Origin of the sequence: Cupriavidus sp. 30B13 (genome assembly GCF_049059565.2) — a bacterium.
Taxonomy (GTDB): domain Bacteria; phylum Pseudomonadota; class Gammaproteobacteria; order Burkholderiales; family Burkholderiaceae; genus Cupriavidus.
Genome location: NZ_CP188223.1, coordinates 2,610,426 through 2,632,104, shown reverse-complemented (window position 1 = coordinate 2,632,104; position 21,679 = coordinate 2,610,426). Strand labels below are relative to the sequence as shown.

General features: G+C 71.4%; 15 protein-coding genes and 1 other RNA gene. 13 read left to right on the top strand and 3 right to left on the bottom strand.

Going from position 1 to position 21,679, the window contains the following annotated elements:
* Positions 1-58: 58 nt before the first annotated feature.
* The gene (gene rho, locus ACKI2N_RS12005; protein WP_029043590.1) at positions 59-1,321 is read right to left on the bottom strand and encodes a transcription termination factor Rho; all 1,263 of its coding nucleotides are present in this window, start codon (positions 1,319-1,321) and stop codon (positions 59-61) included.
* Between the two features lie 189 nt (positions 1,322-1,510).
* Complete coding sequence (gene trxA, locus ACKI2N_RS12000) at positions 1,511-1,837, bottom strand: thioredoxin TrxA (protein ID WP_010814265.1); 327 nt, start codon at positions 1,835-1,837, stop codon at positions 1,511-1,513.
* Positions 1,838-2,297: 460 nt separating this feature from the next.
* On the opposite strand from trxA, the gene ACKI2N_RS11995 reads away from it, so the two are divergent.
* Genes ACKI2N_RS11995 through ACKI2N_RS11985 form a run of 3 tightly spaced genes read left to right on the top strand, consistent with a single transcriptional unit; the run spans position 2,298 to position 9,105 of the window.
* Positions 2,298-2,564: a hypothetical protein gene (locus ACKI2N_RS11995; protein ID WP_420997617.1), complete on the top strand. Its 267-nt coding sequence runs from the start codon at positions 2,298-2,300 to the stop codon at positions 2,562-2,564.
* Positions 2,561-5,491, top strand: coding sequence for a PD-(D/E)XK nuclease family protein (locus tag ACKI2N_RS11990; protein ID WP_426990846.1), 2,931 nt, complete (start codon positions 2,561-2,563; stop codon positions 5,489-5,491). The genes ACKI2N_RS11995 and ACKI2N_RS11990 overlap by 4 nt, the downstream gene beginning before the upstream one ends.
* A complete protein-coding gene (locus ACKI2N_RS11985; protein WP_420998538.1) occupies positions 5,488-9,105 on the top strand; it encodes a UvrD-helicase domain-containing protein in 3,618 nt (1,205 codons plus the stop codon). The genes ACKI2N_RS11990 and ACKI2N_RS11985 overlap by 4 nt, the downstream gene beginning before the upstream one ends.
* A 188-nt stretch (positions 9,106-9,293) precedes the next feature.
* Here ACKI2N_RS11985 and ffs read toward each other — a convergent pair.
* An RNA gene (ffs, locus tag ACKI2N_RS11980) (signal recognition particle sRNA small type) lies at positions 9,294-9,392 on the bottom strand.
* A gap of 161 nt (positions 9,393-9,553) precedes the next feature.
* Between ffs and ACKI2N_RS11975 the strand changes: the two genes are divergently transcribed.
* From ACKI2N_RS11975 to ACKI2N_RS11930, 10 genes are all read left to right on the top strand, one after another.
* A complete protein-coding gene (locus tag ACKI2N_RS11975; protein ID WP_420998537.1) occupies positions 9,554-12,076 on the top strand; it encodes an adenosylcobalamin-dependent ribonucleoside-diphosphate reductase in 2,523 nt (840 codons plus the stop codon).
* A gap of 117 nt (positions 12,077-12,193) precedes the next feature.
* Positions 12,194-14,557, top strand: a complete 2,364-nt coding sequence (locus ACKI2N_RS11970; protein ID WP_426989679.1) for a DNA polymerase III subunit gamma/tau — start codon at positions 12,194-12,196, stop codon at positions 14,555-14,557.
* Between the two features lie 99 nt (positions 14,558-14,656).
* Complete coding sequence (locus ACKI2N_RS11965) at positions 14,657-14,989, top strand: YbaB/EbfC family nucleoid-associated protein (protein WP_420998475.1); 333 nt, start codon at positions 14,657-14,659, stop codon at positions 14,987-14,989.
* 32 nt (positions 14,990-15,021) lie between these two features.
* The gene (locus ACKI2N_RS11960) at positions 15,022-15,357 is read left to right on the top strand and encodes an antibiotic biosynthesis monooxygenase family protein (RefSeq protein ID WP_420998474.1); all 336 of its coding nucleotides are present in this window, start codon (positions 15,022-15,024) and stop codon (positions 15,355-15,357) included.
* Positions 15,354-15,968, top strand: coding sequence for a recombination mediator RecR (recR, locus tag ACKI2N_RS11955; RefSeq protein WP_420998473.1), 615 nt, complete (start codon positions 15,354-15,356; stop codon positions 15,966-15,968). Before ACKI2N_RS11960 ends, recR begins: the two co-directional genes overlap by 4 nt.
* Before the next feature lie 21 nt (positions 15,969-15,989).
* Positions 15,990-16,895 (top strand): LysR family transcriptional regulator, encoded by a 906-nt coding sequence (locus tag ACKI2N_RS11950; RefSeq protein ID WP_420998471.1) that lies wholly within the window; start codon positions 15,990-15,992, stop codon positions 16,893-16,895.
* 151 nt (positions 16,896-17,046) lie between these two features.
* The gene (locus ACKI2N_RS11945) at positions 17,047-18,243 is read left to right on the top strand and encodes a CaiB/BaiF CoA transferase family protein (RefSeq protein ID WP_420998470.1); all 1,197 of its coding nucleotides are present in this window, start codon (positions 17,047-17,049) and stop codon (positions 18,241-18,243) included.
* Positions 18,240-19,214, top strand: a complete 975-nt coding sequence (locus tag ACKI2N_RS11940) for a hydroxymethylglutaryl-CoA lyase (RefSeq protein ID WP_420998469.1) — start codon at positions 18,240-18,242, stop codon at positions 19,212-19,214. The genes ACKI2N_RS11945 and ACKI2N_RS11940 overlap by 4 nt, the downstream gene beginning before the upstream one ends.
* Positions 19,215-19,328: 114 nt before the next feature.
* Positions 19,329-20,399 carry a Bug family tripartite tricarboxylate transporter substrate binding protein gene (locus ACKI2N_RS11935; RefSeq protein ID WP_420998467.1) on the top strand — a complete coding sequence of 357 codons (1,071 nt, stop codon included), beginning with the start codon at positions 19,329-19,331 and terminating at the stop codon, positions 20,397-20,399.
* A 221-nt stretch (positions 20,400-20,620) separates the two neighbouring features.
* A complete protein-coding gene (locus tag ACKI2N_RS11930) occupies positions 20,621-21,667 on the top strand; it encodes an ABC transporter substrate-binding protein (RefSeq protein WP_420998466.1) in 1,047 nt (348 codons plus the stop codon).
* The last annotated feature ends 12 nt before the right edge of the window (positions 21,668-21,679 follow it).

Here is a 21,679-nt window from a genome sequence, read left to right as displayed (position 1 = left end):
GCCGTGGCACGCCCTTCCGTGCGTACGCGCGCGCCGCGGCGCGCGGTACGGCCAGCGGTCAGCCGCCTCTGCGCATCATATCGAAAAACTCGGCGTTGTTCTTGGTCGCCTTCATCTTGTCGAGGATGAACTCCATGGCCTGCACTTCGTCCATGTCGGAGATGAACTTGCGCAGCACCCACACCTTCTGCAGGATTTCCGGCTTGATCAGCAGTTCCTCGCGGCGCGTGCCCGACTTGTTCAGGTTGATCGACGGATAGACGCGCTTCTCGGCCAGGCGGCGCTCGAGGTGCACTTCCATGTTGCCGGTACCCTTGAACTCTTCGTAGATCACGTCGTCCATGCGGCTGCCGGTTTCGATCAGCGCGGTGGCGATGATGGTCAGCGAGCCGCCTTCTTCCAGGTTGCGCGCGGCGCCGAAGAAGCGCTTCGGGCGCTGCAGGGCGTTGGCGTCCACACCGCCGGTCAGCACCTTGCCCGAGGCCGGCACCACCGTGTTGTAGGCGCGCGCCAGGCGCGTGATGGAGTCAAGCAGGATCACCACGTCGCGCTTGAGCTCGACCAGGCGCTTGGCCTTCTCGATCACCATTTCGGCAACCTGCACGTGGCGGATGGCGGGTTCGTCGAAGGTCGACGCCACCACTTCGCCGCGCACCGAGCGCAGCATTTCGGTCACTTCTTCCGGGCGCTCGTCGATCAGCAGCACGAACAGGTCGGCTTCCGGATGGTTGTTGGCGATCGCGTGGGCGATGTGCTGCAGCATCACGGTCTTGCCGGACTTCGGCGAGGCCACCAGCAGCGCGCGCTGGCCGCGGCCGATCGGCGCGATCATGTCGATGATGCGGCCGGTGATGTTTTCCTCGGCGCGGATCTCGCGTTCGAGCGTGAGCGGCCGGTTCGGGTGCAGCGGCGTCAGGTTCTCGAACATGATGCGGTTCTTCACCGCTTCGGGCGCCTGGCCGTTGACCTTGTCCACCTTGACCAGCGCGAAGTAGCGCTCGCCGTCCTTGGGAGTCCGCACCTCGCCTTCGATGGTGTCGCCGGTATGCAGGTTGAAGCGGCGGATCTGCGAAGGGCTGATGTAGATGTCGTCCGTGCTCGCCAGGTACGACGTCTCGGGCGAGCGCAGGAAACCAAATCCGTCAGGCAGGACTTCCAGCGTGCCGTCGCCAAAGATGGTTTCGCCCAGCTTGGCGCGCTTCTTCAGGATGGCAAACATCAGCTCCTGTTTGCGCATCCGTTGTGCGTTGTCGATCTCGAGGGTCGCGGCCATTTCGAGAAGCGCAGACACGTGAAGCGATTTGAGTTCTGTCAGGTGCATAGACGAGGGGTACAGAGGCGCCCGGACGGGCTGGACCTAAAGAGGGGGGAAGAAATGAGCGGACGCTCGGGGAAGTTGTTGGTGCCATCTTAGCACAATCCGGCCGGTGCGCCAGAGCTGGCGCACGCACGTCGGATTGTGGCTACAAACGGGGCCGCGCCCGGCGGCGCCGCGCCCCGCGCAATCGTCTTACAGATTGCCGTCGAGGAATGCGGTCAGTTGCGACTTGGACAGTGCGCCGACCTTCTGCGCGGCAACCGCGCCATTCTTGAACAGGATCAGCGTGGGGATACCGCGGATGCCGAACTTGGCCGGCACTTGCTGGTTCTCGTCGACGTTGATCTTGGCGATCTGCAGCTTGTCGCCGTAGTCCTTGGCCACTTCGTCCAGGATCGGGGCGATCATCTTGCAGGGGCCGCACCATTCGGCCCAGAAGTCGAGCAGGACCGGCTTGTCGGACTGGAGCACGTCGGCGTCGAACGAGGCGTCGCTCACATACTTGATTTGTTCACTCATGGCGGAAAACCTCTGGTTTCGCTCTGTTGGCTTTGAAGGCGGGATTTGCCGAACCGCTACATTACACGAGTTTGCGCATGCCCGTGGGCGGGCGCCTTACCCGGTGCCGGCTGTCCCGAGCGACGGGATGGCCGGTAAAGGCGGATGTTTCTGATATGTTACCAGTTGCAGGGAATTCAATAGCGGCCCCCGCAAGCTGGCGGTGCGCTGCCGAACACGGCGTAAAGCGTGGCTGGCGGCGCGGCACTTGCAGAGCATTCTGCCCGCGAATGCCAGGTTCGTGGAGTGATTGTATTAATGGGCGCAAGAGCTTTTCTCAATCGCGCCAGGCACTCCGCATGAGCTTTATCGGGCACATCGAAAAAGTGCCTGCGGTCCGGCTTTTCGCTGTCCTGGGACAAAGTCGCGGACGGGGTGGCGCGTAGAATAGAATCACGCGCACCACACAAGGCCATCGACCATGACGTCCGAGAATTCTTCCAAGCCCGATCCGCAGCAGTCGCCTACCGTCGAACACCTGAGCGACGCGCTGGACCACATCAACAGCGCGGTCGAGCAGAACAGCATTGCCGGCGGGGCGGCCAGGGGCCTGCTGTTCAGCGTGATCGAGACGCTCGGCGCGCTGATCGGCGATCCCGACCTGCCCGAGCATGCCCGCTCCGGCTACCAGGGACTGCTCGAAACCGCGCGCGAGATCCGCGCGCGCCTCGAAGGCGGCAGCAACTGACCTCGCTGCAATTCCGTCCCGGCCCGGACTTCCTGCCGCAGGCCGCCGCGGCGGCGTGGTACTTCCTCGACCGCTGCGGCGCGCAGCAGGCCGCCGCGCACGTGGTGGTGCCGACCGCGGCGCAGATTCCCGGCGTGCGCCAGGCGCTCGACGCCGCCGCGCGCGCGGCCGGCGCGCCGCGCCTGCTGCCGCGGGTGCTCACGCTCGGCCACTGGCTGCTGGACCTGCCGCCCGAGACGCAGCCGGTGCGTAGCCACGCGGCGCGCCTGCTCGCCGTGCAGCAGGCCATCCGCGCGCAGAACTGGCTGCGGCGCGCGTTCGGCGCGCAGACCGAGGCCGCCGCCTGGGGCCTGGCGCAGACGCTGCTTACCGTCAGCGACGAGTTGAGCGCGCGCTGGCTCGACGACGACGCCATCCGCGACGACGAGATCGACGGCGACGACCGCGCGGCGCTGCTGCAGGGCGCGCTGGAGCGGACCTACGCCCATCTGTCCACGCGCTTCCTCGGCGAGGAAGCGCGCATCGTGATGGCCTTCTGGCAAGCCTTGTCCGGTCCCGACGATCCGCTGCCGGCGCGCCGCCGCATGCTGCAGCGGCTGGCCATGCACGCCGGCGGACCCGTCATCTGGCTCGGGCCCACGCCGCCCACGCCCATCGACGAAGCCTTCCTGCGGCAGGCCGCGGAGCTGGTGCCGGTGATGCGCATCGGCTACGACTGGACCGCGCAGGCCGACGACGCCGCGACGGGTCTGGCAGAAGAGGACCTGCCGGCCGGGGACTGGTACGACACGCTGCTCGCGCTCTGGCCCGAAGCGCGCCTGCCCGGCGCCGCCGATTCCGCCGAGCGCGCCGGGCCCGCCGATTCCGCCGCGCGCCGCGCGCCGCCGCGCGCGCTGCCCGCGGCGCGCCCGCGCGTGCGGGTGATCGGCAGCGCGCGCTTCGAGGACGAAGCCGCGGCCGCGGCCAGCCAACTGGTGCAGTGGCTCAACGAAGGCCGGCGCCACGTGGCGCTGGTCGCGCACGACCGCGTGGTGGCGCGGCGCGCGCGCGCCTTGCTCGCGCGCGCCGGCGCGCCGGTGCGCGACGAGACCGGCTGGAAGCTCTCCACCACGCGCGCCGCCGCGGCGCTGATGCGCTGGTTCGACCTGCTCAACCAGGACGGCGACACCGCGGCGCTGCTCGACCTGCTCAAGAGTCCGTTCTGCCTGCCGGACTTCCCCGGGCGCGGCGCCGCCATTGCCGCGCTCGAGCGGCAGATCCGCCGCGATGGCATCAGCGGCGGCTGGCGCCGCCTGCAGCAGCGTTTCTCGCCGGACGCCCGGCGCGAGACCCGGCCCGACGATGCCGCCGGCGAGGACGCCCGGGACGCTGGCCAGGCCGCGCGGCTGGCCGCCTGCGAGCTGGTGCAGCGGCTCGCCGCCGAAGCCGGCGCATGGCCGCGCGGCAGGACGCAGAAGCCGGTGTCCACCTGGCTCGAACGGCTCGACGCCACGCTCGACGCGCTGGCCATGCGCGCGGCGCTGGCGGCCGACGACGCCGGCCGCCAGCTGCTCGACGCGCTGGCGCGCCTGGCCGAGCTGCCGCACGACGAAACCGGCGCGGCCGCCACGCTCGACCTGGCCGAATTCCGCTCGATGCTCTCGGCGCTGCTCGAATCGGTCGCCTACAAGGAGCCCTCGGCCAGCGGCGCGGCGCGCATCACCATCCTGCCGCTCAACGGCGCGCGCATGCGCCGCTTCGACGGCGTGGTGGTGGTCGGCTGCGACGACGCGCAACTGCCGTCGAGCGCGGCCGAGCTGATGTTCTTCTCCAACCAGATGCGCCGCGAGCTGGCGCTGGAAGACCGCGAGATCCGCTTCGCCCAGCAGGCGCGCGACCTGGCCGAAGTGCTGCTCAACAACGACGACGTGGTGCTGACCTGGCAGCGCCTGGGCGCGCGCGGCGAGCCCAGGCACGTGTCGGGCTGGATCGAGCGGCTCAGCGCGCTGTGCTCGCGCGCCGGCGCGCCGATCGAAGCCAGCGCGCTGCCGGTGCTGCACGAAACCTTCGCCGAGGTGGGTGGCATGCCGGCTCCCGCCGCCGCGGAGCTGGTGCCCGCGCGCTGGAGCGCGCAGGCGTACAACATGCTGCGCCGCTGTCCCTACCAGTTCTTCGCGGGCCGCATGCTCGGCCTGGCCGGGCTGGAAGTGGTCAGCGACGATCTCGAAAAACGCGACATCGGCGAGCTGCTGCACCGCATCCTGCTGCGCTATCACCGCGACGCCGCCGAAGAGGGGCTGCGCCACGACGACGCGCGCCTGGCGCGGCTGCGCGAGATCTCCGACCACGAGTTCGGCGCGCTGATGCGCGAGGACGGCAACGCCATCGGCTACTACCGCCGCTGGTGCGAGGTGCTGCCGTCCTACGTGGCGTGGCAGGCCGAGCGCGAGGCGCAGGGCTGGTTCTGGGACGGCGGCGAGATCGACGCCACCGTCGACCTGCCCATGCCCGACGGCCAGCCGCTGCGCGTCAACGGCCGCATCGACCGGCTCGACCGCGCGCGCGACGGCAGCCGCGCCGTGCTGGACTACAAGACGCAAAGCGTGCTGCGCCTCAAGCGCAAGGTGGGCGACGTGGAAGAGGACTGCCAGCTGCCGTTCTATGGCCTGCTGCGTGCCGATGTGCGCGTGGGCAGCTGGGTGGCGCTCGAAGGCACCAGGGACGGCCCGCCCGCGGCGCAGCGCGAAGTCGGCCTGCCCGATTTCGACGCCGCGGTGGCATGGCTGGAGCGCCAGTTGCGCGAGGACGTGATGCGCCTGCGCCAGGACGCGCCGCTGCCGGCCTTCGGCGACGCCGGCGCGTGCGTCTATTGCACCGCGCGCGGGCTGTGCCGCAAGGGCTTCTGGGAAAGCACGGCACTGCCGCCGCAGGTGGGAGGCCGCGCATGAGCGCGCATGCCTATCTGCGCGACGGCGAGCCGGTCGCCGAAGCCGAGTTCACGCGCGCGGCCTGCGATCCCGCCGCCTCGGTGGTGGTGGAAGCCTGCGCCGGCAGCGGCAAGACCTGGCTGCTGGTGGCGCGGCTGCTGCGCCTGCTGCTGGCCGGCGCGGCGCCGCACGAGATCCTCGCCATCACCTTCACGCGCAAGGCCGCCGAGGAAATGCGGGAACGCTTGCTGGAAGTGCTGGCGCAGCTCGCGCGCGACGATGACGACGCGGTGATCGCCGCGCTGGTCCAGCGTGGGCTCTCGCCCGGCGCCGCGCGCGCCGCGCTGCCGCGCGCGCGCGGCCTGCATGCGCAGGTGCTGGCCGCGCCGGGCCGCATGGCCATCGACACCTTCCACGGCTGGTTCGGCACGCTGCTGCGCGGCGCGCCGCTGGCCTCGGGCATCGTGCCCGGCGCCACGCTGCGCGAGGACGCATTGCGCATGAAGCGCGAGGCCTGGGCGCCGTTCTGGCAGGCACTGGCCACGCCGCCGTATGCCGAGCTGCGTGCCGCCTTCGAGCTACTGGTGGACGCCATCGGCGAGTTCCAGGCGCGCGCCTTGCTGGACGCGATGTTCCACGCGCGCAGCGAATGGCTTGCCTTCAAGGAAAGCGCCGATCCCGCCGAGGCGCTGGCCGCCGATCTCGGCGACGACGCGCGCACCGACGTGCTGCTCGAAGTGCTGGCCGACGACAGCTGGCTCGACGCCTGCCAGGGCATGGCCGCGCAACTGGGCCGCGGCGGCAAGACCGAGCAGGCCCACGCCACGCGCCTGGCGGATGCCGTCATGGCGATCCGCGCGTGGCGCGAGGGCGGGGCGGCGGGCGGCGAGCCGGCCGAGCGCGCCTTCGCGCTCCTGCGCGATGCGTTCTTCACCGCCGCCGGCAAGCCGCGCTCGCTGCGCGCCACCGCCGCGCTGACCAAGGCGCTCGGCGGCGAGGCGGCGGTCGAGGCGTTCGTGGCCGGGCACGGCGCGTGCTGCGCGGCGCTGGAGCAGGTGGCGCAGCGCCGCTGCGAGGCGGCCGTGCTGGCCGTCAACCTCGCGCTCTATCGCCTGGGCGACGCGTTGCTGACGCGTTACCAGCACCACAAGTCCGAGCAGCGCGCGATGGACTTCGCCGACCTCGAATGGCTGGCCGCGCGGCTGATGCGCGACGAGGAAACCGCCACCTACCTGCAGGTGCGGCTCGATGCGCGCTACCGCCACCTGCTGCTCGACGAATTCCAGGACACCAACCCGCTGCAGTGGCGCATCCTGCAAGGCTGGCTGGCCGGCTACGCGGGCCTCGGCGAGCGGCCCACGGTGTTCCTGGTGGGCGACCCCAAGCAGTCGATCTACCGCTTCCGCCGCGCCGACGCGCGCCTGTTCCAGACCGCCAGCGACATGCTGCAGGACGCCTTCGGCGCCACCGTGCTGCGCACCAACCGCACCCGCCGCAACCGGCCCGAGGTGCTCGACTGGGTCAACGCGGTGTTCGATGCCGCGCGCGCCGACGGCCGCTATCCGCTGTTTGAAACGCAGACCACCGCGCTCGAAGAGCCCGGCGGCCCGGTCTGGCTGCTGCCGCTGGTCGAGCCCGAGGCGCAAGCCGGGGACGAGACAGAAGACACCGGCGACACCGGAGACGCCGCGGACGAAGCCGCCAGCGCGGCGCCCGCCACCCACCGCGACACGCTGACCCAGCCGCGCCAGCACGAGGGCGATTCGCTGCGCCTGGAGGAAGGCCGGCGCGTGGCGGCGTGGCTGCGCCATGTCCGCGCCACCGTGCCGGTGGCCGACGGCGGCGGCACGCGCCCGGCGCGCTGGAGCGATTTCCACCTGCTGGTGCGCCGCAAGACCTACCTGGCCGAATACGAGCGCGCCTTCCGCGAGGCCGGCATTCCGTGCCTGAGCCCGCGCCGCGGCGGCCTGCTGGCCACGCTCGAGGCGCTCGACCTGTCGGCGCTGCTCGCGTTCCTGATGACGCCCGAGTCCGACCTGGACCTGGCCCACGTGCTCAAGAGCCCGCTGGTGGGCGCCACCGACGAAGACCTGATCGCCATCGCGCAGCGCGTGCAGGCGCAGGAGCCGCGCCCGGGCTGGTGGGCCTGCCTGCGCGAGCAGGGCCTGCCCGAGTTCGCCAGCGCGGCGCTGCGCGACGGCGTGGCGCGCCTGCGGCACTGGCTGGAAGTGGCGCCGCACCGGCCGGTGCATGACCTGATCGACCACATCTACCACGGCGGCGAGGTGCGCCGGCGCTATGCCGAGGCCGCGCCGGCCGAGATCCGCGACCAGGTGCTGGCCAACCTCGACGCTTTCCTCAAGCTCTCGCTCGATCTCGACGGCGGCCGCTATCCGAGCCTGCCCAAGTTCATCGACGAGCTGCAGGAAATCCGCCGCGGCGAAGAAGGCGAAAGCCCCGACGAGGGCGGCATGGCGGACGCCGCGGAAGCCGGCGATGCCGACGCCGGGGCGGCGGACAGCGCCATGGACGCCGTGCACATTCTCACCGTGCATGCGGCCAAGGGCCTGGAAGCGCCGTTCGTGGTACTGCTCGACGCCAACCACAGCGAGCCCGCCGCCGACAACGGCGGCATCCTGATCGACTGGCCGCCGTCGTCGCCGGTGCCGGTGCATTTCTCCGCCTACGGCAAGCGCAGCACGCGCGGGCTGGCGCGCGCGCCGCTGTTCGAGGCGGAGGCCGCGCTGGCCGAGCGCGAGAACTGGAACCTGCTCTACGTGGCCATGACGCGCGCGCGCCAGGGGTTGCTGGTCAGCGGCGTGAAAGGGCGCGCGGCGCGCGGCGCCGAGGGCGCCGAAGGCAACCGCGAGATCGCCGGCAGCTGGTACGTGCGCCTGCAGTCGGCCGGCACCGGCACGCCGGTGGAAGCCTTCCCGCCCTCCACGCCGGGCGACGACGGCTGGCGCCGGCCCGGCGACGACGCGCGCGTGCGCTATGCGGATTTCCGCCAGCGCTATCGCGAGGCGGCGGACACGCTGGTGCCGGCCTACGAATGGGAGGACGAAGACGCGCAGCGGGATGCCGTCGAAGACGACGGCCACGCCATCGTCTTCGACGCCGAGGCGGCGCGCCACGGCGAACTGATCCACGCGCTGGTCGAGCGCATCACGCGCTATCCGGAAGCGTTCGAGGCCTTGCCCGATGCCGAAGTGGTGATGCGCTGGTTCCCGCTGGCCGGCGGCGGCAACGCGCAGGCGCGCGCGCAATGGCGGGTCCAGGCCGAAGCCGCCATCGCCGCGGCGCGGCGCATGCTCGACGCGCCCGCGCTGCGCCCGTTGCTGTTCCCGCAAGGCGCGCGCAGCGCCCGCAACGAGGTCGAGCTGTACGACGCGCGCGGCCGCCTGCTGCGCATCGACCGCCTGGTGGAGTTCGACGAGCGCGTGGTGATCATCGACTACAAGCTGCGCCTGCTGCCGCAGGAGCACGCGGCCTATGCGCAGCAGCTCGCGCGCTACGTGGCGGCGGTCAGGCCGATGTTCCCGGGGCGGGCCGTCGAGGCCGGCGTGGCCACGGCGGACGGAGAGTGGATCGCGGCGCAGGCGCTGCAGGTTCCGCGCCAGGGAGCCTTGTTCTAGACTTGTCCTGGATCAGGACTCGTGGCCCGCCACGCGCGGCACAATGGGCGGACCGGTGCGCGGATGCGGCAGGGAAGGCCTTGGTTACTACCGGGGAAGGGCGTGGATTTGCAGGGAAGTTCTGCGGCGCAGATCCTGCGATCCTGCAGGAAGGACCTGGCAGGAAGAACCTGGCAAAAAGGAATAAGGTGGACGAGCCTGACCCTCGGCACTGGCGGAAAACGGCTGTGGCTGCTTCGTTCCCGACCTGACCAGGTTGACCGCGCCGCCATGCGAGGAGGCCCGTCCGGTGCGCATTGTAACCCAGTGCGGGCGGGTCCGCCGATTTCCCGTGAAATTGGTCGGGTAAAGCGCGTGGCAGCCGCACTATATTGGAATGCAACCTTGCCGCCCGGGCGGGCATCGCCGCCGTGAACCCGCCGGACCTGCGAGACCAACGAGACCGACCATGAACGCCAACGACCAGATGCTCCGCGCCAGCTTGCCGCCGCAAGACATCTCCACCGAGGTCCTGCGGGAGAAATATGCCAAGGGCGAGGAGGCCACCATTGCCGACGTGCGCCTGCGCGTGGCGCGCGCGCTGGCCGAGGCCGAGGCCCCGGCCGAGCGCGGGCAGTGGGCCGAGCGCTTCCTGTGGGCGCAGGAGCAGGGCTTCGTGCCGGCCGGGCGCATCGCCTCGGCGGCCGGCACGCGCATCGAGGCCACGCTGATCAACTGCTTCGTGCAGCCGGTGGGCGACTCGGTGTCGGACGCGCGCGACGGCAAGCCCAGCATCTACACCGCAGTGGCGCAGGCGGCCGAGACCATGCGGCGCGGCGGCGGGGTGGGCTACGATTTCTCCGCGATACGGCCGGCCGGCGCGCTGGTGCGCGGCACGCATTCGCGCGCCTCGGGGCCGGTCTCGTTCATGAAGGTGTTCGACGCGTCCTGCGCCACCGTGGAATCGGCCGGCTCGCGCCGCGGCGCGCAGATGGGCGTGCTGCGCTGCGACCACCCCGACATCGAGACCTTCATCCACGCCAAGGACCGCGGCGAGCTGACCAATTTCAATATGTCGATCGGCGTGAGCGACGACTTCATGCGCGCGGTCGAGGCCGGCGGCGAGGTCGAGCTGATCCACGAGGCCGAGCCCGCCGCCGAAGTCATCGCCGCCGGCGCCTACCGGCGCGACGACGGCCAGTGGGTCTACCGCCGCGTGCCGGCCCGGCAGTTGTGGGACCAGGTGATGCAGGCCACCTATGACCACGCCGAGCCCGGCATCCTGTTCCTCTCGCGCATCAACGACGACAACAACCTCCATTACTGCGAGCGCATCGAGGCCACCAACCCGTGCGCCGAGCAGCCGCTGCCCGCGTATGGCTGCTGCGACCTGGGCTCGATCGACCTGACCCGCTTCGTGCGCCAGCCCTTCGGCGCGGACAGCCGCTTCGACTTCGACGCCTTTGGCGACGTCGTGCGGCTGGCGGTGCGCATGCTCGACAACGTGCTCGACGTCACCTTCTGGCCGCTGCCCGAGCAGCAGGCCGAGGCCCATGCCAAGCGCCGCGTCGGCCTGGGGTTCCTGGGGCTGGGCAGCGCGCTGGTGATGCTGGGCATCCGCTATGACGCGGACGCCGGCCGCGCGCTGGCCGCGCGCATCGCCGAAGTCCTGCGCGACACCGCCTACCTGGCTTCCGCGGCGCTGGCGCGCGAGAAGGGCGCTTTCCCGCTGTTCAAGGCCGGCGAATACCTGGCCAGCGGCTTCGCGCGGCGGCTGCCGCCGGCGGTGCGCGAGGCCATCGCGCGCGACGGCATCCGCAATTCGCACCTGTTGTCGATCGCGCCCACCGGCACCATCACGCTGGCCTTTGCCGACAATGCCTCGAACGGCATCGAGCCGGCCTTCTCGTGGACCTACAACCGCCGCAAGCGCATGCCGGACGACAGCTACCAGGTGTTCGAGGTGGCCGACCATGCCTGGCGGCTCTACCGCCACCTCGGCGGCGACATGGCCCGGTTGCCGGACAGCTTCGTCACCGCGCTGCAGATGTCCGCGCTCGACCACATGAAGATGCTCCAGGCGGTGCAGCCCTATATCGACACCAGCATCAGCAAGACCGTCAACGTGCCGGAGGACTATCCCTACGAGGCCTTCCGCAACCTCTACCTGGAAGCCTGGCGCGCCGGCCTCAAGGGGCTCGCGACCTACCGCCCCAACAGCGTGCTGGGCGCGGTGTTGTCGGTGGCCCCGGACGCCGCCGCGCTGCCCGCGCCGTCGGCGGCGGCGCAGGCCGACGACCCGCTGCGCAAGCCGTTCGAGAGCCGCCCGGTGGGCGACCTGGAAGGGGTGACGTCCAAGGTCGAGTACATGACCTACGAAGGGCACAAGACGGTCTACCTCACCGTCAACTTCATGCGCGTGGCCGGCGTGCTGGACGGCAAGCCGGTGGCGGTGGAGCGGCCGGTGGAATTCTTCATGCCGGCCGGCCAGCGCAACGACGGCCAGCAGTGGATCACCTCCACCATGCGCCTGCTGTCGATGGTGGCGCGCTCGGGCGGCTCCATCGCCAAGGCGCTGGCCGACATGCGCAACGTGGTGTGGGACAAGGGCACGGTGCGCTACGGCACGCTGGCGCGCCAGGACGGCAGCGAGGCGCCGCGCTTCCACGACTCCGAGGTGGCGGCGATCGGCTACGCCCTGCAGCGCATCCTGATCAAGCGCGGTTTCCTCGATGCCGATGGCGTGCAGGTGCCGGTGGCGGCGCTTGCCGCGCGCCTGGCCGCGCAGGAGGGCGGCGGCGGCTTCGGCGGCATCGGCGGACCGGCCGCCGCGGCGGGCCGGCCCGCCGGCGCTGGCGCCGGAGCGGCGGCCGGCCTGGGGCTGGGCCTGGGTTCGGGCAAGACCTGCCCCGAATGCGGCGCCCATGCGCTGCACAAGGTCGACGGCTGCGCCAAGTGCGCCAACTGCGGCTACGTGGGCGAGTGCGGCTAGCCCGATCGCCCCGGGCGGCGCCCGGGGCCGCCGAATCCGGCCCGGGCGTGCCCGCCGCGCGTCCGTTCGCCGCCGATCGTCCCTGAAGGGCGGCCGCCTTTTGCTACAATCGCCGCCATGAGTTATCAAGTGCTAGCGCGCAAATGGCGCCCCCGGGATTTCACCACGCTGGTCGGCCAGGAGCACGTGGTCCGCGCGCTCACGCACGCGCTGGAGCAACAGCGGCTGCACCATGCCTACCTGTTCACCGGCACGCGCGGCGTCGGCAAGACCACGCTGTCGCGGATCCTGGCCAAGGCGCTCAATTGCATCGGGCCTGACGGCAACGGCGACATCACCGCGCAGCCGTGCGGGGTGTGCAAGGCCTGCACCGAGATCGACAGCGGGCGCTTCGTCGACTACATCGAGATGGACGCGGCCTCCAACCGCGGCGTCGACGAGATGGCGTCCTTGCTGGACAAGGCGGTCTACGCGCCGACCGCGGGGCGCTTCAAGGTCTACATGATCGACGAAGTGCACATGCTGACCAACCACGCCTTCAACGCCATGCTGAAGACGCTGGAAGAGCCGCCCGCGCACGTCAAGTTCATCCTCGCCACCACCGACCCGCAGAAGATCCCGGTCACGGTGCTCTCGCGCTGCCTGCAGTTCAACCTCAAGCAGATGCCGCCGGGCCATATCGTCAGCCACCTCGACCACATCCTGGGCGAGGAGGGCATCGCGCGCGAGGCCAACGCGCTGCGCCTGCTGGCCCAGGCCGCGCATGGCTCGATGCGCGACGCGCTGTCGCTGACCGACCAGGCCATCGCCTACAGCGCCGGACAGGTATCCGAGGCCGCCGTGCGCGGCATGCTCGGCGCGATCGATCAAAGCTACCTGGTGCAATTGCTGGATGCGCTGGCCGCCGAGGACGGCGCCGCCATGCTGGCGGTGGCCGACGGCATGGCCGACCGCAGCCTGTCCTTCGCCGGCGCGCTGCAGGATCTCGCCTCGCTGCTGCACAAGATCGCGCTGGCCCAGGCGGTGCCCGCCGCGGTGCAGGAAGAATGGCCGGAAGCCGCCGACGTGCGCCGCTTCGCCGGCGTCTTCGACGCGCAGGAAGTGCAGTTGTTCTACCAGATCGCCAACCTGGGCCGCGGCGAGCTGGCGCTGGCGCCGGACGAATACGCCGGCTTCACCATGACGCTGCTGCGCATGCTGGCCTTCCGCCCGTCGGCCAGCCCGGCGGCGCCGGCGCAGGGCGGCGGCGGGCAGCAGGCCCGGCCGGCTTCCCGCGCCGCCGCGCCGGCCGGGCGCGTGGCCGCCGATGCGGCCGCCGCCACGGCTGCTGCCGTTGCCCCGGCATCGACGCCGACCTTGGCGCCGGCGTCGGCGCCCGCTGCCGCCCCGGTGCACTCGCTGCGTCCGCCTGCCGCCACGGCCCCGGCGCAGAGCGCGCCGCAGGCTCCCGCTGCCGGCCAGCCCGCTCCCGCGCGCCAGCCGGAGCCGGCCGCCGCCCAGCCTGCTGCGGCAACGCCGGCGGCGGCTCCGGCTGCCGCGGCGCCCGCCGCCACGGCGCCGCTGTCGCCGGCGCGTGCCGCGCTGGCCGCTGCGCGCCAGGCTTCCGCCGCGCGCGGCGGCGGCCCGCGCATGACGCCCGCTGCCGTGCCGGCCGCGCCCGCCGCGCGTGCGCCCGCGGCCCAGCCGCTGCGCCCGCCCGGCCCGGCCGCCGCCGCGGTGCGGCCCGCACCGCCGGCCCCGGCAGTCCAGGCGGCGGCGCGTTCCGCGCCGCCGGAACGGCGCGCGCCGGCCGCCGCGCCCGCCAGGCCTGCCGACAACGACCCGCCGGACGAAGTCCCGCCGTGGGAATTCGCCGGCAGCAGCGACGTGCCGCCGTGGGAAGACCTGCCGCCGGACCTGCCGGTCATCGGTCCCTACGACAGCGACCCCGAACCCATGCCCGCGCGGCAATCCGCACCGCGCCGCGAGCCGGCCCGGCAGGCCCCGCAGTCCGCCCAGTCCGCCCAGTCCGCGCCCGTCGCGCAGGCGCCGGCGGAACCCGCCGCGCCCGTGCGCCTGACGCCGCCCAAGCCGCCGGTGGCCGGCGAAGACGGCACGCCGCCGGTGTTCACCGGTGCCTGGCCGGCGCTGGCCGCCAGCTTGCCGCTGAAAGGCCTGGCGCAGCAACTGGCTTGCCAGAGCGAGCTGGTGCAGGTGGTGGGCCGTACCTTCCACCTGCGCGCGCCGGTGGCGCCGATCACCGAGGCCGGCGTGGTCGAGCGCCTGCAGCAGACGCTGTCGGAACAGCTCGGCACCGAGGTGCGGGTCCAATGCGAGATCGGCGCGGTGGCCGATACCGCGGCGGCGGCGGATGCCCAGGCCCGCGCCGAGCGCCAGCGCGAGGCCGAGGTCACCATCGAGGGAGATCCGTTCGTGCAAGGCTTGCTGCGCGAGTTCGGCGGCCATATCCTGCCGGGATCGATCCAGCCGCGCGCCGCCTGAGCGCTGGCCGCCCCGCTACCGTCTTTCATGACGGGCCGCCGCGCCCATGACGCGCGGCGGCCCGTGGTTTCCATCCAACACGCTAATCAGGAGCTTTCCATGATGAAGGGCCAACTGGCCGGGCTGATGAAGCAAGCCCAGCAGATGCAAGAGAACATGAAGAAGATGCAGGAGCAGCTTGCCCTGATCGAGGTCGAGGGCCAGTCCGGCGCCGGCCTGGTCAAGGTGACCATGACCTGCAAGAACGACGTCAAGCGCGTCTCCATCGACCCCAGCCTGCTGGCCGAGGGCGAGGACAAGGAACTGCTGGAAGACCTGGTGGCGGCCGCCTTCAACGACGCCGTGCGCAAGGCCGAGGCCACCACGCAGGAAAAGATGGGCTCGATGACGTCCGGCCTGCCGCTGCCGCCGGGCTTCAAGATGCCGTTCTGAGCTTGACGCAAACCAGGCGAACGGAACCGGGCATGATCCTCGAATCCGCAGTGCTGCCGGTGCGTCCCGGCCAGGAAGCCGCCTTCGAGGCGGCCTTCGGGCGCGCGCGCCATGTCATCGCGGCCATGCCTGGCTTCCTCGGGCTGGAACTGCATCGTGGCATCGAGCAGCCGTCCGACTACCTGCTGACGGTCCGCTGGCGCACGCTCGAAGACCACACGCAAGGCTTTCGCGGCTCGCCCGAGTACCAGCAGTGGAAGGCCCTGCTGCACCATTTCTACGATCCGTTCCCCACCGTGCTGCATCACGCGCCGGTGGTGAGCATGGGCGCGCCCGGCGCGGTGCCCGTCGACGGGGGCGCCGCTTGAAGAACGCTCCCCCGACTTCGCTGCAGGCGCTGATCGAAGCGCTGCGGGTCCTGCCCGGCGTGGGCCCCAAGTCCGCGCAGCGCATGGCCTACCACCTGCTGCAGCACGACCGCGACGGCGCGCGCAAGCTCGGCGACGCGCTGCGCGGCGCGGCCGACGGCATCAAGCACTGCTCGCGCTGCAACACCTTCACCGAGCAGGAAATCTGCTCGACCTGCCTGGACGAGCGGCGCGACGCCTCGCTGCTGTGCGTGGTGGAGACGCCGTCCGACCAGGCCATGATCGAGCAGACGCTGACCTACCGCGGCCAGTATTTCGTGCTGATGGGCCGGCTCTCGCCGCTGGACGGGGTGGGGCCGCGCGAGATCCACCTCGACCGGCTGCTGGCGCGCGCCACCGACCCGGCGCTGGGCGGGCCGGTGTCCGAGGTGATCGTCGCCACCAATTTCACCAGCGAGGGCGAGGCCACCGCGCACTATGTCGGCGAGATGCTCAAGGCGCGCGGGCTCAAGGTCTCGCGCCTGGCGCGCGGCGTGCCGGTGGGCGGCGAGCTGGAGTACGTCGATGCCGGCACCATTGCCCGCGCGGTGATGGACCGCCGCTCGGTATAAGCGCGCGGCCGGCGCATGCGCATGAATCTCGCCCGTTTCGATCTCGTCACGCTGGGCCTGTTCGTCGCCGTGGCGCGCCAGGGCAGCATCTCCGCGGGCGCGCGCCAGTCCCACCTGGCGGTGGCTGCGGCCAGCAAGCGCATTTCCGACCTGGAGGCCGCGGTCGGCGCGCCGCTGTTCTTCCGCCATGCCGCCGGCGTGCAGCTGACCGAAGCCGGGCAGGCCTGCTTCCACCACGCGCTCACCATCCTGCAGGACGTCGAGCGCATGGCCGGCGTGATGTCGGACTACGCCAGCGGCGTGCGCGGCCAGGTGCGCGTGTGCGCCAACACCTCGGCCATCACGCAGTTCCTGCCGGACGACCTGGCGGCCTTCATGGCGCTGCATCCCACCATCCGCATCGAGCTCGAAGAGCAGAACAGCAGCGAGATCGTGGCCGCGCTGGTGGAAAACCGCGCCGACGTCGGCATCTTCGCCGACCGCACGCCGAGCGCCGGGCTGGTCACCGTGGAGTACCGCCAGGACGAACTGGTGCTGGTGACGCCGCCGGGCCATCCGCTCTCCGAGCGCGGCCCGGTGCGCTATGCCGACACCCTCGAATACGACTTCGTCAGCCTGCCGCAGGTGACCTCGCTGGCCGCGCGCCTGCTGGAGGAGAGCAGCCGGCTGGAGCGGCCGTTCCGCCTGCGCATCCAGGTGCGCAGCTTCGACGCCATGTGCCGCATGGTGATGGCGGGCCTCGGCGTGGGGGTGCTGCCGCGCATCGCCGCCGAGCCGCACGTGCAGTCGATGGGCCTGTCGCTGGTGGCGCTGCAGGATGCCTGGGCGCGCCGCACGCTGCTGATCGGCATGCGCGACCCGGCCGGGCTGACGGTGTCGGCCCGCTTGCTCATCACGCACCTGTGCGGCGACCGCGCCCCCTTCTGAAGCCCGCGGGCTTTCGCGTTCCAAGAAAACCCGCTTCTCCGAATGCCGATTCCGCCATGCGCGCGGCTGGGGCACACTGCGTCGAAACAAGGCGTGGCGCCGCCCCGATGGTCCGCCCGCCACGATCGAAATGGCATGGAGACCCCCGCACATGGCGCGACAGATTCTAGAGGGCATCCGGGTCCTGGAACTCGGACAACTGATTGCCGGCCCCTTTGCCGCCAAGACCCTGGCCGATTTCGGCGCCCAGGTGGTCAAGGTGGAGCCGCCCGGACAGGGCGACCCGCTGCGCAAATGGCGCATGCTGCATGGCGACACGTCGGTATGGTGGGAAGCGCAGTCGCGCAACAAGCAGTCGGTCTGCATCGACCTGCGCCAGGCCGAGGGCCAGGCGGTGGTGCGCCGCCTGGCCGCCGAGGCCGACGTGCTGATCGAGAACTTCCGCCCCGGCACCATGGAGAAGTGGGGGCTGGGCTACGACACGCTGAGCGCCGACAATCCCGGCCTGATCATGGTGCGGGTCTCGGGCTACGGCCAGACCGGCCCCAGGAAGGACGAACCCGGCTTTGCCGCGGTGGCCGAGGCCATGAGCGGGCTGCGCCACCTGACCGCCGAGCCCGGCCGCGCGCCGGTGCGCGCGGGCTTGTCGCTGGGCGACACCATCGCCGGCCTGCACGGGGCGCTGGGCGTGCTGCTGGCGCTGTACGAGCGCGACGCGCGCGGCGGGCAAGGGCAGGTCGTCGACGTGGCCCTGTATGAATCGCTGTTCAACCTGAGCGAGAGCCTGCTGCCGGAATACTCCGCGTTCGGCGCGGTGCGCCAGCCGGCCGGCGGCGCGCTGCCGGGCATCGCGCCGTCCAATGCCTATCCGTGCGCCAGCGGCGAGTACGTGCTGGTCGCCGCCAACGGCGACGCCATCTTCAAGCGCCTGATGCATGCGCTGGGCCGCGCTGACCTGGCCGAGGACCCGGCGCTCGCGCGCAACGACGGGCGCGTGCTGCGCGTCGAGGAAATCGACGCCGCCATCGCGGCCTGGACCCGCGCCCACAGCGTGGAAGACGCGCTGGCCGTGCTCAGGCAGGCCGAGGTGCCGTCGGGCCGCATCTATACCGTCAAGGACATCGCCGAAGACCCGCATTACCGCGCGCGCGGCGTGATCGAGAGCGTGACCTCGGCCGCCGGGCTGACCGTGGAGGTGCCGGGCATCATGCCCAAGCTGTCGGCCAGCCCCGGCGCCATCCACGACCGCGCGCCCACCCTGGGCGAGCATACCGACGCGGTGCTGGCGCGGGCGGGCTTCGATGCCGCCACCGTCGCCGACCTGCGCGCGCGCGGGGTGGTGGCATGAGCGCCGGCCTGCGCGGCCCGGCCCGCATCGAGATCAACGAGGTGGCGCCGCGCGACGGTCTGCAGATCGAGCCGGTGGTGGTGCCGACCGATGCCAAGGTGGCCTTCCTCGACGCGTTGTCCGCCTGCGGCTTTGCCCGCATCGAGGCAACCTCCTTCACCTCCGCCAAGGCGATTCCCGCGCTGGCCGACGCCGAGGCCGTCATGCACCGCATGCGGCGCGGCGCGGGCGTGCGCTACACCGCGCTGGTGCCCAACCTGCGTGGCCTGGAGCGCGCGCTGTCGTGCCGGCCCGACGAGCTCAACCTGGTGATGTCGGCCAGCGAGACCCACAACCGCGCCAACCTGCGCATGACGCGCGCGCAGTCGCAGGCGCAGTTGCTGGCGATGACTGCGGCGGCGGGCGAGGCCGGCGTGCCGGTCAACGTCTCGCTGTCCACGGTGTTCGGCTGCCCGTTCGAGGGCGAGGTCGATGCGGACGAGGTGATGGCGCTCGCGGCGTCGTTCGCGGCTGCCGGCGCGGCCGGCATCACGCTGTGCGACACCACCGGCATGGCCTATCCCACCCAGGTGGCGGCGTTGTGCGAACGCTTCCGGCGCGAGCTGCCGCAGGCCGGCCTGACCATCCACCTGCACAACACGCGCGGCATGGGCCTGGCCAACGCGCTGGCCGCCTGGCAGGCGGGCGTGGCGCGCTTCGACGCCGCCGCCGGCGGCCTCGGCGGCTGTCCCTACGCGCCGGGCGCGAGCGGCAACGTGAGCACCGAGGAGCTGGTGCACATGTTCGCCACCATGGGCGTGGACACCGGCGTGGACCTGGCGCGGCTGCTCGACGTGGTGGCGGGTTTGCCGGCCCTGGTCCAGCGCGATACCGCCAGCCAGCTGCTGCGCGCGGGCCCGCGCCTGCGCACGCACCAGCCGCCGGCGTGGATGGCGGCGCATTTCGCAGCACAGGCCGGCCCGCAGCCCTGACCGGCGCGGCTGGCCGCATCGGCCCGTGGCGACCACGGGCGCGCACCGCGCGGCGAGGGCCGCCGCGGGCGCAAGACAAGACCAAGACCAACCAGCACCAAGCAGGAGACATCCATGCCCAGCACCCCGGCATCCGCCGACGCACGTTCGCATTCTTCGCATTCCCACCCGCATTCCCACCCGCGGCGCGTGCCGTCGCCGGCGCGCCGCAGGACGGTGGCCGCCGTAGTGGCGCTGGCCTCCGGGCTGGCGGGCCTGGCCGGCGGCGCGGCCCGGGCGCAGGACAGCACCTGGCCGCAGCGGCCGGTCACGCTGGTGGTCTCGGCCGCGGCCGGCGGCACCACCGACCTGGCCGCGCGCATGATTTCCGAGCCGCTGGCCAAGGCGCTCGGCCAGCCGGTGGTGGTGGACAACCGGCCCGGCGGCTCGGGCGGCATCGCCGCGCAGACCGTGGCGCGAGCCAGGCCGGACGGCTACACCCTGATGGTGCAGTACTCGGGCTATCAGGTCATCACGCCGCTGCTGACCAAGACTTCGTGGGATCCGGTCAAGGACTTCGCGCCGGTGGCCAACCTGCTGTCGGCGCCGCAGGTGCTGGTGGTGCGGCCGAGCCTGCCGGTCAAGTCGCTCAAGGAACTGGTGGCCTACGCCAAGGCCAATCCCGACAAGCTCAACTACGCGTCGTCGGGCAACGGCTCGCTGCAGCATGTCTCGACCGAGCTGCTCAACCAGATGGCCGGCATCCAGATCACCCATGTCCCGTACAAGGGCACGGGCCCGGCCATGACCGACCTGCTGGGCGGCTCGGTCGATCTCACCATCACCACGCCGCCGCCGCTGATGGGGCATATCCAGGGCGGCAAGCTGCGCCCGCTGGTGGTGACCAGCAAGCAGCGCCTGCCGAGCCTGAAGGACGTGCCGTCCGCGCCCGAGGCCGGTTATCCCGACCTCGACGTCTCGTCCTGGTTCGCCATGTACGCGCCGGCCGGCACGCCGAGGCCCGTCGTCGACAAGCTGGCCGGCGAGATCGAACGCATCATGCAGACCGACGCCTTCCGCAAGAAGGCCGAGGAACTCGGCGCCGAGGCGAAGTTCATGGGGCCGAAGCAGCTCGATGCCTACCAGCGTGGCGAGCTGGCGCGCTGGGGCAAGGTGATCAAGTCCGCCGACATCCACGCCGAGTGAGCGGGTGAGCGGGTGAGGCAGGGCGGGGCCGCGGCGGGCTGCCGAAAGCCGGAAGCCCGCCGAAAGCCCGCCGAAAGGCACGCCCTGTATGCTGCCCGCTGCGCGCGGCGCCACGCGTGGCATAGGTGTTGATCCCGATGCGGGCACGCACCGCATCCGCTAGCATCGCAACTTGCCGCTTCGCGGCACAGCGCCGCGCAGACAACAGGTAGGAGAGAGCAATGTATAACAAGAAATTCTGGAAGCAGGCGCTGATCGCGCTGGCGCTGTTCCTGGCGGGCTGGTTCACCTTCGGCGGCCAGGCGCAGGCCCAGGGCAAGCCCGAGAAGACCAAGGTCACCATCGCCGTGGGCGGCAAGAACCTGTTCTACTACCTGCCGCTGACCATCGCCGAGCGCCTTGGCTACTTCAAGGACGAAGGCCTCGACGTCGAGATCGTCGATTTCGCCGGCGGCGCCAAGGCGCTGCAGGCCGTGGTGGGCGGCAGCGCGGACGTGGTTTCCGGCGCCTACGAGCACACCCTCAACCTGCAGGCCAAGGGCCAGCAGTACCAGGAATTCGTGCTGCAGGGCCGCGCCCCGCAGATCGTGCTGATGGTCTCGAACAAGAACCTGCCCAATTTCAAGTCCATCGCCGACCTGAAGGGCAAGAAGATCGGCGTCACCGCGCCCGGCTCGTCGACCAACATGATGGCCAACTTCGTGCTGGCCAAGGCCGGCCTGAAGCCGTCCGACGTGTCGTTCATCGGCGTGGGCGCCAGCGCCGGCGCGGTGGCCGCGATGCGCTCGGGCCAGATCGACGCGATGGCCAACCTCGACCCCGTGGTGTCGATGCTGACGCAGAAGAACGAAGTGCGCATCGCCTCGGACACCCGCACGCTCAAGGACACGCAGGCCGTGTTCGGCGGCAACATGCCGTCGGGCTGCCTGTACGCGTCGGCCGCCTTCATCCAGCAGAACCCGAACACCACGCAGGCCCTGGCCAACGCCATGGTGCGCGCGCTCAAGTGGCTGCAGAAGGCCGGCCCGTCGGACATCGTCAAGACCGTGCCCGAGAGCTACCTGCTGGGCGACCGCGCGCTGTACCTGGCGGCGTGGGACAAGGTGAAGGAAGCCATCTCGCCGGACGGCGTGATGCCGGCCGACGGCCCCAGGACCGCGCTCAACACGCTGCAGCAGTTCGACCCCGAACTCAAGGGCAAGACCATCAAGCTGGAAAACACCTTCACCAACGCCTTCGTGCTGAAGGCCAACGCCAAGTACAAGTAAGCCACCGCCCGC

Coding starts and splice junctions, on each gene's coding strand:
- ACKI2N_RS11970 (WP_426989679.1), top strand. CDS start 12,194: ATGAGTTATCAAGTGCTAGCGCGCAAATGGCGCCCCCGGGATTTCACC.
- ACKI2N_RS11960 (WP_420998474.1), top strand. CDS start 15,022: ATGATCCTCGAATCCGCAGTGCTGCCGGTGCGTCCCGGCCAGGAAGCC.
- ACKI2N_RS11945 (WP_420998470.1), top strand. CDS start 17,047: ATGGCGCGACAGATTCTAGAGGGCATCCGGGTCCTGGAACTCGGACAA.
- ACKI2N_RS11995 (WP_420997617.1), top strand. CDS start 2,298: ATGACGTCCGAGAATTCTTCCAAGCCCGATCCGCAGCAGTCGCCTACC.
- ACKI2N_RS11935 (WP_420998467.1), top strand. CDS start 19,329: ATGCCCAGCACCCCGGCATCCGCCGACGCACGTTCGCATTCTTCGCAT.
- ACKI2N_RS11985 (WP_420998538.1), top strand. CDS start 5,488: ATGAGCGCGCATGCCTATCTGCGCGACGGCGAGCCGGTCGCCGAAGCC.
- rho (WP_029043590.1), bottom strand. CDS start 1,321: ATGCACCTGACAGAACTCAAATCGCTTCACGTGTCTGCGCTTCTCGAA.
- ACKI2N_RS11950 (WP_420998471.1), top strand. CDS start 15,990: ATGAATCTCGCCCGTTTCGATCTCGTCACGCTGGGCCTGTTCGTCGCC.
- ACKI2N_RS11975 (WP_420998537.1), top strand. CDS start 9,554: ATGAACGCCAACGACCAGATGCTCCGCGCCAGCTTGCCGCCGCAAGAC.
- trxA (WP_010814265.1), bottom strand. CDS start 1,837: ATGAGTGAACAAATCAAGTATGTGAGCGACGCCTCGTTCGACGCCGAC.
- ACKI2N_RS11940 (WP_420998469.1), top strand. CDS start 18,240: ATGAGCGCCGGCCTGCGCGGCCCGGCCCGCATCGAGATCAACGAGGTG.
- ACKI2N_RS11930 (WP_420998466.1), top strand. CDS start 20,621: ATGTATAACAAGAAATTCTGGAAGCAGGCGCTGATCGCGCTGGCGCTG.
- ACKI2N_RS11965 (WP_420998475.1), top strand. CDS start 14,657: ATGATGAAGGGCCAACTGGCCGGGCTGATGAAGCAAGCCCAGCAGATG.